The sequence below is a fragment of the Acinetobacter sp. TUM15064 genome, assembly GCF_008980265.1.
Lineage (GTDB): Bacteria > Pseudomonadota > Gammaproteobacteria > Pseudomonadales > Moraxellaceae > Acinetobacter.
Genome location: NZ_BKFU01000034.1, coordinates 25,859 through 36,577 on the forward strand (window position 1 = coordinate 25,859; position 10,719 = coordinate 36,577).

Sequence of the window (10,719 nt, forward strand, 5' to 3'; positions counted from 1 at the left end):
TGACCTATGTGTTTGTTATCAATTTATGTATTAGCGTTTTTAGCATAAAGTTTGTCTATCTTGGGTAATAATATGTTCTATTATGTTTGTATAAACAGATGCTTAAACTTTGCTTAAAAAACAAGTTCTTTATTTATATTTTCCATAATTTGAATAGATATTGCCCTTGCCTTTTTGTGAAAAAAGCGCTGTGATTAGCAAACTTTTTCCAAATTAGCTGACGGACATGTCTAATTTAAGCACAACGCATCATTTTGATGTGATTATTGTGGGAAGTGGCGGTGCAGGCCTGAGCTTAGCCTTATCGTTGCCTCAACATTTCAATATTGCTGTTCTTGCAAAATCAAATCTGACTGATGCAAGTACCTTCTATGCGCAAGGTGGCGTTGCTGCTGTTTTAGACGAAACGGATTCTATCGAACAGCACATTGATGACACCATGATTGCTGGTGCTCATCTTTGTGAGGTTGATGCCGTTAAACAAACAGTGGAAGGTGGTAAACCTTCTGTTGACTTTCTGCTGAAACATGGCGTGCAATTTACGCTTGATGATCAAGAACAATTGCACCTGACCCGTGAGGGTGGGCATTCACAGCGCCGTATTATTCATGCTGCCGATGCTACAGGCCGTGCCATTTCAACAACCTTAGTTGAACGTGCAATTGAAAAAGACAACATCACTATTTTTGAAAATTATATTGCGATTGATTTAATCACCTCTCAAAAATTAGGCTTAGAAGAACAGAATAATCGTGCTCTCGGTCTTTATGTACTGGATGAAAAGACTGAAAAAGTCCATACATTTTTAGCACCTTTCACTGCTTTAGCCTGTGGCGGGGCAATGAAAGCCTACCTGTATACTTCAAACCCTGACATTGCAACGGGTGACGGTATTGCAATGGCTTTTCGAGCAGGCTGCCGCGTGGCCAATATGGAATTTAACCAATTCCACCCAACCTGCCTCTATCATCCACAAGCACGCTCTTTTCTGATTACTGAAGCGATGCGCGGTGAAGGTGCTTATCTGCGTCTACCCGATGGTGAACGCTTTATGTTGCGCTTTGATGAGCGCGCTGAACTTGCACCCCGCGACATTGTGGCACGTGCCATTGACTATGAAATCAAACGCTTAGGTATTCGTCATGTCTGGCTCGACATTAGTCATAAACCCGAAAGTTTCATTAAAGAACACTTTCCGACCTTGTATGCACGTTTGCTCGAACTTGGCATCGACATTACCAAGGAAATGATTCCTGTAGTTCCTGCTGCGCACTATACCTGCGGCGGTGTCGTGGTTGATGAACATAGTCAAACTGACATTCAAGGTTTATATGCGATTGGTGAAACATCATATACAGGTTTGCATGGTGCTAACCGTATGGCGAGCAACTCACTCTTAGAATGTTTTGTGTATGGTATGAGTGCTGCGGAACACATCGAGAAAAGTTTTGATTCAAATTACCAATCTCCAACGGCTCCAGCTTGGGACGATTCCCAAGTGACAAATCCTGATGAAGATGTGGTGATTTTGCAAAACTGGGATGAACTGCGTCAGACCATGTGGAACTATGTCGGCATTGTCCGCACCACAAAACGTCTTGAACGCGCACTCCACCGTATTGAAATGTTGAAGCGGGAAATTACCGAGTATTACCAAGATTATCAAGTCAGTAAGAACTTAATTGAGCTACGTAATTTGGTTTTAGTCTCTGAAATGATTGTGCGCTGTGCTATGGAACGCAAAGAATCTCGTGGTTTACACTACACTTTAGATTACCCTGAGCTATCAAATGAACTGCGTAAAACGGTACTTACTCCGCCCAACTTCGAAGTTGAAACACCTTTAGTGAACAGCTAAATTTAACCCCTAATAAAAGCCTGACTATCAGGCTTTTATTTTTAAATTATCATCTTAGGATTTTGGCGGAATAGAATATGTGCCCACCACATGTGCAATCGGCTCATCCTTCCCGACAGAATATAACCACACATCACCAACCACCAGCGCTTTGCCTACTTTCATCAGTTTACACTCACCACGTATATTTGCTGACGCAACAGGTTTACTGAGAAAATTAATCGACAAATTAGTGGTCACAGCTAAACCGACTATCCCAATCTCTCCTAAAATAGCAATATACAGCGCATAGTCAGCAAGGGTCATCATAGTTGGGCCTGAAACCGTACCGCCTGGTCGCAAGTCGCGGTCATCAACTTGATAGAGCACCGTTGCAGCACGCTCAGTGACTGACTCAATACAACATTTTTCTAAACTTTGTGGAAATTCCTTTTCTAAAAAAGCCACAATTTCGGTTAAGTTACTTTTCATTTTCCCTGCTATTTACAATCCTTTGTAACTGACTATAAAAGAAAAATTCATTTCACTACAATCCCGAAATGGAAATTTCAGGATAGTTTTTAGTTTAAATATTGCAACGCTTGTGCAAAAACCTGCTCTGGTGACTGGGTCGCATCCAAGCGTTTGACCCGCTCAGGATACTGCTCCCAGAGCTGCTGATAACCTGCCCGTACTTTTTCAAAAAAAGTGACTTTTTCTTGTTCAAAGCGGTCTAAAGCCCCACGTTCACGTGCGCGCGACATACCTGTTTCAATCGGTGCATCGAGCCAAAATGTAATATTTGGCATATGACTCACAAAGTGATCATTCAAGAGTTGCAACTTCGACTGGCTTAAACCGCGTCCTGCACATTGGTAAGCAAAGCTCGCATCGGTAAAGCGGTCGCATAGTACTGTTTTTTGTTCAGTCAATGCAGGAACAATCACTTGCTGTAAATGCTGTGCACGTGCTGCATACATTAACAATAGTTCCGTGTCATTTGACATCGACTCTTCATGATTAACAGAGAGTAACAAGGCACGGATTTGCTCAGCCATCGGTGTACCGCCTGGTTCACGGGTTAAAACAACCTGTTGGCCTTGTTGCTCTAGATGCTCATAAATTTTGCGAATCAGTGTGGTTTTACCGACACCTTCTGTGCCCTCAAAACTAATAAACATCTATTCACCTTTCTTGGTTTTTAAAACGCTGAGATATTCTTGTACAGCTTGATTATGCTGCTCCAAAGTCTCACTAAATGTGTGACCACCATTCCCCGTTGCAACAAAGTAGATGTTTTTGCTGTTGTCTGGATGCATAGTGGCTTCAATGGCTTTTTTACTTGGTAAAGCAATTGGCGTTGGCGGTAAGCCATTGATGGTATAAGTATTATAAGCGGTTGGCGTACGTAAGTCTTGGCGGCTAATATTGCCTGTATATTTATCCCCCATACCATAAATCACGGTTGGGTCCGTTTGCAAACGCATACCGAGTTGAAGGCGACGCGCAAACACACCTGACACTTGCTCCAGTTCACGATCAACATTGGTTTCTTTTTCAATGATAGAGGCCATGATCAAGGCTTCGTATTTGTCTTTATACGGCAAATTTGCCGCACGGTTTGCCCACGCTTCATCTAAAGTTTTCATTTGGCGTTTGTATAAATCCGTTAAGATTTTTTTGTCCGACTCACCTTTAGCAAAAAAGTAAGTATCTGGCGCAAACAGTCCTTCTGCATGGTCATAAGGAATCTCTAAAGCTTTTAAAAGCTGATCCATGGGCAAATTAGACACTTCTTTTTTGACGAGAACATCTTTTTTTAACGCTTCAACCAGTTGTTTAAAAGTCGTGCCTTCTATTACCAATATACGGTTCATTTGCGCATTATCGACATTGGAAATCATATCCAAAACTTGGCGAATACTCATACCTTCATGTACTTCATAAACGCCCGCTTTCAGCGTGTCATGAATAAAAATCTTTTGATAGAGCTTTAAAATAATCGGAAAATTTGCAGTATCATCTTTGACCAAACGGTCGATAAAACCAGAATAGGTATCGCCTGAATTAATGGCCAGTAATTGCTTTTTGCCTTCAATCGGATAGGACTTAAATAAGCTTAACCACAGTACAACCATCACTAAAACAAGGATGCTTACAGCAATCAATAACAAAGCTTTGATTTTACGTTTGGGCGGTTGTATTTTCTTTTTCGATTTGGTTTTGGCTGCGGACATACTAGTGCATCTGATTAAGTTGAAGACGATAAAACAAATCTATACATGGTTGAACATCTAAATGCTGATGGTTCAAACTTTTGGCTATTTTCATAGGGCTCAAGGCATTGCAAAAAAATACACTTTGAAAGCGTGGAATTTCTTCCATATCCACCATTCTCAGCTCACAGGCAATACCTTGCTGTTGCATACGCGCCAATATTTCTGCGCGCATAACGCCATGCACGCCATTATAACGAAGTTCAGGACTAATCCACCGATCATTTATCAGAATGAAACAATTACTGCTCACACCTTCAACAACAGAACCTTGTACATCGGTCACTAATGCTTCCAACCAGCCTTGGTGCTCTGCCTCACGCTTGAGTAAAACTTGCTCTAAACGATTCAAACTCTTCACACCGACCAACTGTGGCATATTCAAGCCCATCGCAAGTTGCAGCACTCCTGAATCAATTTCACTGTATGTCAACGCTTCTAATGCTTGCGGATAAAAAAAGACCCAAACATCCGCAGGCTGTGTTGGCAAACTATAACCTCGTTGCCCTTCACCCCGACTGACCACAATTTTCATAGTGCCATTTAAATTTACATGGTCTTGTTTGAAAAGTTCGATGGTTTGTTGAATATAAGATAAGTCTGCTGACAACAGCAAACGCTCACAGCCCAAATGCAAACGAGCTATATGCAATGACTCTAATTCAATCACACCATTACAAATTCTTGCCGTAGTAAAACATCCATCACCATAATGAAATGCACGGTCTAATAATTCTATTTGTTTGACTTTTTCTGCATTTTTATAGCATTGCATATCTATTTGCCTTGAAACAATGATCCGCCTTAGTTTAATGAATTCAGCGCAGAACCTCTTTTCATTTTTATTCATATAAAATTCGTTTTTTATTATTTTTTTAGCAATAAGACTCGCAGTATTCTTGGCTCATATTTAAAAACGCTTAAAATTTGAGGTCTCACATGAGCTTATCGAAGTTAAAAATCGGGGTACTAGCAACGCTAGTTTCAGTTACATCTTTTGGCGCAGTCGCAAAAGATTTTCTAAATGTCTCGTATGATCCAACACGTGAGTTGTATGAAAATGTCAATAAACAGTTTGGGGCATATTGGAAGCAGCGTACTGGACAAGACATCAACTTTAAACAATCCCACGGTGGTTCAGGTAAACAAGCGCGTTCAGTCATTGATGGTTTAGGTGCAGATGTCGTAACACTTGCACTTGCAGCGGACATTGACGTAATTGCTGAAAAAGCAAAACTCTTACCAACCAACTGGCAAAAGAAGCTTCCAAATAACTCGACCCCGTATACATCAACAATTGTATTCCTCGTGCGTAAGGGTAACCCTAAAGGTATTAAGGACTGGGGTGATTTGGTTAAACCTGATGTTGCGATTATCACACCAAACCCAAAAACTTCTGGTGGTGCACGTTGGAACTATTTAGCCGCTTGGGCTTGGGCAAAGCATCAACCTGCGGGCAATGATGCCAAGGCACAAGAATTCGTGCGTAAAATTTATAAAAATACCAAAGTACTTGACTCAGGTGCACGTGGTGCAACCACAACTTTTGCTGAACGTGGCATTGGAGACGTCTTACTCGCATGGGAAAACGAAGCTCATTTAGCACTTCGTGAACAACCAGGTAAGTTTGAAATTGTGACTCCATCACTGTCTATCTTGGCTGAACCACCTGTTGCTATTGTTGAAAAGAATGCAGAAAAAGACGGCAATCTGAACTTAGCCAAAGCATATTTGAACTATTTATATTCGCCAGCGGGTCAAGAAATTGCAGCAAAAAACTTCTATCGCCCACGTAATGCAAGCGTCTTGAAAAAATATGCAACCACATTCAAACCGTTGAAGTTGGTGACCATTGATAAAGAATTTGGTGGTTGGACCAAAGTACAAAAACAACACTTTGAAAATGGTGGTGTGTACGACCAAATCGTGAAAGCGAATACTGCAAAATAAGCAACGAATCAAGTAAACATCTGTAAGGGAGCATCGACATGATTCATACTGTAATTGTACCGGGCGTGGGTGGGAGTGAACATGACCACTGGCAATCATGGTTACAACGTCAGCTTAAGTCGTGCTCTCGTGTACAGCAACAGGATTGGAATAAACCTGTACTCCATGAATGGATTGAACAATTTGTCAAAACAGTGCAGTCCGTTTCAGAACCCATCCAAATTGTGGCGCATAGCTTTGGATGCTTAACCACAGTTGCGGCATTAGCTCAGCATCCAGAACTGAATCAGAAAGTTAAAAATCTTGTTTTGGTTGCGCCAGCTAATCCCGCACGCTTTGGGGATTTAGGTTTTGCACGTGATAGTCAAAATGACTATCAGCAATACTTTCACCACCTTAAAATTCAAGTTCCGACACAAATGATCATTAGTGAAAATGATCCTTGGTTAGGTTTTGAAGATGCAATGCAACTTTCTAAAGCTTGGAAAATTAAACCTAAAAATTTAGGTCAAGTTGGTCATATCAATGTTGCATCAGGTTTTGGTCCATTTCCTGAAATTTATGATTTTTTGATTTCAGAAAATGTACTAAAAAATGTCGATTTCCGCAATGAAAGCAATTATTTATTTAAATTTGCTATTTAAACACTGCAAATAATGTTTGTGCCGAAATTTAGTTTTATTTGGGCTGACCACTTTTGAGTCAGTCTTCTCTCTTTGAGGAGTAATCATGTCGCAGCGATCCCGAGTGCTGCCAGGATTTGGTCTTTCTCTAGGCTTTACCCTAGCATATCTGTCATTAATTGTTTTGATTCCGTTGTCTGCCGTTTTTATTAAATCCTTAGGCATCGGTTGGGATGGTTTATGGGAAATTTTAAGCTCAGAACGCATCTTAAAATCTCTACAGCTCAGTTTTAGTGCTGCATTAATTGCTGCGTTTATTAATGTGGTCTTTGGTTTATTACTAGCATGGTGCTTGGTTCGTTATAGCTTCCCGGGCAAACGTATTGTCGATGCTTTGGTCGATTTGCCTTTTGCCTTACCCACTGCGGTTGCAGGTATTGCACTGACTTCTCTTTATGCGCCTACAGGCTGGATTGGTCAGTATCTTGAGCCTTTAGGGATTCAAGTGGCATACACTCCAATTGGGATTACTCTAGCCCTTATTTTTATTGGTATTCCTTTCGTAGTTCGTACCGTCCAACCTGTACTGAGCGACTTGGAAACTGAGTTAGAAGAAGCAGCATCGGCATTGGGTGCAAACCGTCTGCAAATTGTCACGAAAGTCATTTTTCCGATTTTATTTCCAGCACTTATCACGGGTTTTGCTTTGGCATTTGCACGTGGGGTCGGTGAATACGGCTCGGTGATCTTTATTGCAGGCAATCAGCCTTTCAAAACTGAAATTGCGCCACTCATGATTATTTCGCGTCTAGAAGAATATGACTATGCAGGTGCAACCACGATTGCTGTCGTCATGTTAGTGCTGTCATTCGCTATTTTATTCCTGATTAACTTGTTACAGGCATGGGCCAGCCGCCGCACAGGGAGAACTGCACGATGAATATCAACAGTAATGCACTGGCTGAAAAACTCCAATCGCGTGATGCGACACGTGAACCCACTTGGGTTCGCTACACCCTGATTACTATTGCTCTGCTGTTCTTTCTGAGCTGTTTGATCTTACCGCTGATTTTGGTGTTTGTTGAAGCCTTTAAACAAGGTGTGGGCGTCTATACCCAAGCCTTGGTTCATCCTGATACATTATCTGCGGTCAAACTCACTTTATTAACTGCTGTGATTGCGGTTCCACTGAATGTGGTATTTGGTGTTGCAGCAGCATGGTGTGTTGCCAAATTCAACTTCCGTGGTAAATCAATCCTAACCACGATTATTGATATGCCTTTTTCTGTGTCACCTGTTATCGCAGGTTTAATGCTGGTGTTGATTTTCGGTACACAAGGTTGGTTTGGCGGTTGGCTCATGGATCATGACATCAAGATTCTCTATGCTGTTCCTGCCATCGTATTGGCAACGATCTTTATTACTGTTCCTTTTGTAGCACGTGAGCTGATTCCTCTAATGGAAGCTCAGGGAACTGAAGAAGAAGAAGCGGCGATTGTCCTTGGTGCATCAGGCTGGCAAACATTCTGGAAAGTAACCCTACCCAACATTAAATGGGGTCTGATTTACGGAGTCATTCTGTGTAATGCACGTGCCATGGGTGAATTTGGTGCAGTATCAGTAGTTTCTGGACACATTCGTGGTGAAACCAACACTTTGCCATTGCACGTTGAGATTCTCTATAACGAATATACTTTCAGTGCTGCTTTTGCTGTGTCTTCACTGTTGGCGCTATTAGCGATTGTAACGCTTGTTTTAAAAACATGGGTTGAGCTACGCCAAGAAAAGCAAAACAAACAAAATGATTCAACCGTTTAAAGGAATGACCTCATGAGTATTCAAGTTAAAAATATTGAAAAACACTTTGGTGCATTCCATGCGCTGAATAACATTTCCCTCGATTTTCCTGATGGTCAATTGGTTGCGTTACTTGGCCCATCAGGCTGTGGTAAAACCACTCTACTCCGCATCATTGCGGGGCTTGAGTCTGCAGATGGCGGTCAAGTCATCTTAGAAGGTGAAGATGCGACCAATGTCCACGTACGTGAACGTGAAGTCGGTTTTGTATTTCAGCACTACGCATTGTTCCGCCATATGACTGTATTTGAAAATATTGCTTTTGGCCTTCGTGTACGACCACGTTCAACACGTCCTTCTGAAGCTGAAATTAAAAAACGTGTCACACGTTTGCTGGATCTAGTCCAATTGGGCTTTTTGGCAGATCGCTACCCTGCGCAACTCTCAGGCGGTCAACGTCAACGTATTGCGTTGGCACGTGCTTTGGCCGTTGAACCACGTGTACTATTACTGGATGAACCTTTTGGAGCACTAGATGCCAAAGTACGTAAAGAGCTCCGTCGTTGGCTACGTACACTGCATGATGAATTACATATTACTTCCATCTTTGTCACCCATGACCAAGAAGAAGCACTTGAGGTTGCAGACCAAATCATCGTAATGAACAAAGGTAATGTCGAACAAATTGGATCACCACGTGAAGTGTATGAAAAGCCTGCAACGCCGTTTGTATTCGATTTCCTTGGTCAAGCAAACCGTTTCGAAGGACAAAATAATGCAGGCACAATCCAGATTGGTGAAGACCGTATTCAATTAGACAGTTTACGCAATGCACCATCTGGTGAAGTCATCGCCTTTGCCCGTCCAGATGAATTACGTATCCATGCGCAGCCTCAAGACAATGCCATTCAAGCAACCTTTGTTCGTGAATTATGGATTGCAGGAAAAGTAGTTGCTGAATTACATGATCGTCAAGGTAAACTGATTGAAATATCACTCACGGCAGAAGAAGCAAGATTACACCAATTTAGACCGAACCAAACGGTATGGTTAAGCCCTTCTAACTTACATTTATTTGCAAAACCTGCGGCTTAAAACCAAGATGAAGGGGCATGTTGAATGCCTGCTTCATGATAAAAGAGATCCAAAATATGAACTTTCAACAACTTAGAATTATTCGGGAAACGGTGAGACAAAATTTCAACCTTACCGAAGCCTCTGCCGCACTGTACACCTCTCAGTCAGGCGTCAGTAAGCATATTAAAGACCTAGAAGATGAATTAGGTGTTCAACTGTTTATTCGTAAAGGAAAACGCTTACTCGGTTTAACCGAACCTGGTCAAGCCCTACTGGGTATTGTTGAACGTATGTTGGTCGATGCCGATAATATTAAACGTCTTGCAGATGATTTTAATCGTGTCGATGAAGGAACATTAACAATTGCAACAACGCATACACAAGCACGTTATGTATTGCCGCCTATTGTTAATCAATTTAAAAAAGAGTTTCCAAAAGTTCATCTCATTTTGCAACAAGCGAGCCCTGTAGAAATTACTGAGATGCTTCTTCAAGGCGAAGCCGACATTGGTATTGCGACTGAATCACTCACCGCAGAAGATAATCTGGCCAGCATACCATTCTATAATTGGCAGCACAGTATTATTACCCCACAAAACCATCCACTGGCAAGCAAACAAAATATTAGTATTGTAGACTTGGCGGAATATCCACTGATTACTTACCATGGTGGTTTTACAGGCCGTTCAAAAATTGACAAAGCTTTTGAAGATGCTGGTGTAGATGTTGACATCGTCATGTCTGCTCTAGATGCCGATGTCATTAAAACCTATGTCGAACTCAACATGGGCGTTGGTATTGTCAATAATGTAGCCTATGATGTTGAACGCGACTATCGTTTAAAACAAATCCCAACCGATATTTTTGGTCTCAACACGACATGGATTGCCGTGCGTAAAGGTCACTTACTACGTGGTTATGGCTATGAATTTATTTCACTCTGCTCACCAGATGCGGATATTAAAGCACTGAAAAGAGTCGCTTATCCAGAAGACTAATTTATTAATACTTTCAAAAAGAGGCTAACGAGCCCACTGCTGTCCCATAGTTAGACTTAAATAAAAAACCTGAGTCCAAAGTAGTTAAAATATAAGTGCGAACAAACACTTCAACTACAAGGATTCAGGTTTTGTCACATCAGAATACTGTATTTCATCAA

Annotated in this window: 11 protein-coding genes; 7 read left to right on the forward strand and 4 right to left on the reverse strand. The window is 41.5% G+C overall.

Annotated elements, in window-relative coordinates; translation table 11 throughout:
* Positions 1-226: 226 nt before the first annotated feature.
* Positions 227-1,858 carry an L-aspartate oxidase gene (nadB, locus tag GBI16_RS11150; RefSeq protein WP_086210844.1) on the forward strand — a complete coding sequence of 544 codons (1,632 nt, stop codon included), beginning with the start codon at positions 227-229 and terminating at the stop codon, positions 1,856-1,858.
* Between the two features lie 54 nt (positions 1,859-1,912).
* On the opposite strand, the gene GBI16_RS11155 is transcribed toward nadB, so the two are convergent.
* The 4 genes from GBI16_RS11155 to pabC all read right to left on the reverse strand — a co-directional run bounded on the left by GBI16_RS11155 (position 1,913) and on the right by pabC (position 4,888).
* Complete coding sequence (locus GBI16_RS11155; RefSeq protein ID WP_086210843.1) at positions 1,913-2,329, reverse strand: PaaI family thioesterase; 417 nt, start codon at positions 2,327-2,329, stop codon at positions 1,913-1,915.
* A gap of 89 nt (positions 2,330-2,418) precedes the next feature.
* Complete coding sequence (tmk, locus tag GBI16_RS11160) at positions 2,419-3,018, reverse strand: dTMP kinase (protein ID WP_086210842.1); 600 nt, start codon at positions 3,016-3,018, stop codon at positions 2,419-2,421.
* Positions 3,019-4,074, reverse strand: coding sequence for an endolytic transglycosylase MltG (gene mltG / locus GBI16_RS11165; protein ID WP_151707087.1), 1,056 nt, complete (start codon positions 4,072-4,074; stop codon positions 3,019-3,021).
* A gap of 1 nt (position 4,075) precedes the next feature.
* Complete coding sequence (gene pabC, locus GBI16_RS11170; protein WP_151707088.1) at positions 4,076-4,888, reverse strand: aminodeoxychorismate lyase; 813 nt, start codon at positions 4,886-4,888, stop codon at positions 4,076-4,078.
* Positions 4,889-5,052: 164 nt separating this feature from the next.
* Between pabC and GBI16_RS11175 the strand changes: the two genes are divergently transcribed.
* The 6 genes from GBI16_RS11175 (at position 5,053) to GBI16_RS11200 (ending at position 10,558) form a co-directional block, all read left to right on the forward strand.
* Positions 5,053-6,063 (forward strand): sulfate ABC transporter substrate-binding protein, encoded by a 1,011-nt coding sequence (locus tag GBI16_RS11175; RefSeq protein WP_086210839.1) that lies wholly within the window; start codon positions 5,053-5,055, stop codon positions 6,061-6,063.
* A gap of 38 nt (positions 6,064-6,101) precedes the next feature.
* Positions 6,102-6,707, forward strand: coding sequence for an alpha/beta hydrolase (locus GBI16_RS11180; protein WP_086210838.1), 606 nt, complete (start codon positions 6,102-6,104; stop codon positions 6,705-6,707).
* An 85-nt stretch (positions 6,708-6,792) separates the two neighbouring features.
* Positions 6,793-7,626: a sulfate ABC transporter permease subunit CysT gene (gene cysT / locus GBI16_RS11185; protein WP_110975707.1), complete on the forward strand. Its 834-nt coding sequence runs from the start codon at positions 6,793-6,795 to the stop codon at positions 7,624-7,626.
* On the forward strand, positions 7,623-8,504 hold the full coding sequence (gene cysW, locus GBI16_RS11190; protein WP_086210836.1) for a sulfate ABC transporter permease subunit CysW: 882 nt from the start codon (positions 7,623-7,625) through the stop codon (positions 8,502-8,504). The genes cysT and cysW overlap by 4 nt, the downstream gene beginning before the upstream one ends.
* Positions 8,505-8,516: 12 nt before the next feature.
* Positions 8,517-9,578: a sulfate/molybdate ABC transporter ATP-binding protein gene (locus GBI16_RS11195; protein ID WP_086210835.1), complete on the forward strand. Its 1,062-nt coding sequence runs from the start codon at positions 8,517-8,519 to the stop codon at positions 9,576-9,578.
* 56 nt (positions 9,579-9,634) lie between these two features.
* Positions 9,635-10,558 (forward strand): CysB family HTH-type transcriptional regulator, encoded by a 924-nt coding sequence (locus GBI16_RS11200; RefSeq protein WP_151707089.1) that lies wholly within the window; start codon positions 9,635-9,637, stop codon positions 10,556-10,558.
* Positions 10,559-10,719 lie beyond the last annotated feature (161 nt).

Coding starts and splice junctions, on each gene's coding strand:
- nadB (WP_086210844.1), top strand. CDS start 227: ATGTCTAATTTAAGCACAACGCATCATTTTGATGTGATTATTGTGGGA.
- GBI16_RS11155 (WP_086210843.1), bottom strand. CDS start 2,329: ATGAAAAGTAACTTAACCGAAATTGTGGCTTTTTTAGAAAAGGAATTT.
- tmk (WP_086210842.1), bottom strand. CDS start 3,018: ATGTTTATTAGTTTTGAGGGCACAGAAGGTGTCGGTAAAACCACACTG.
- mltG (WP_151707087.1), bottom strand. CDS start 4,074: ATGTCCGCAGCCAAAACCAAATCGAAAAAGAAAATACAACCGCCCAAA.
- pabC (WP_151707088.1), bottom strand. CDS start 4,888: ATGCAATGCTATAAAAATGCAGAAAAAGTCAAACAAATAGAATTATTA.
- GBI16_RS11175 (WP_086210839.1), top strand. CDS start 5,053: ATGAGCTTATCGAAGTTAAAAATCGGGGTACTAGCAACGCTAGTTTCA.
- GBI16_RS11180 (WP_086210838.1), top strand. CDS start 6,102: ATGATTCATACTGTAATTGTACCGGGCGTGGGTGGGAGTGAACATGAC.
- cysT (WP_110975707.1), top strand. CDS start 6,793: ATGTCGCAGCGATCCCGAGTGCTGCCAGGATTTGGTCTTTCTCTAGGC.
- cysW (WP_086210836.1), top strand. CDS start 7,623: ATGAATATCAACAGTAATGCACTGGCTGAAAAACTCCAATCGCGTGAT.
- GBI16_RS11195 (WP_086210835.1), top strand. CDS start 8,517: ATGAGTATTCAAGTTAAAAATATTGAAAAACACTTTGGTGCATTCCAT.
- GBI16_RS11200 (WP_151707089.1), top strand. CDS start 9,635: ATGAACTTTCAACAACTTAGAATTATTCGGGAAACGGTGAGACAAAAT.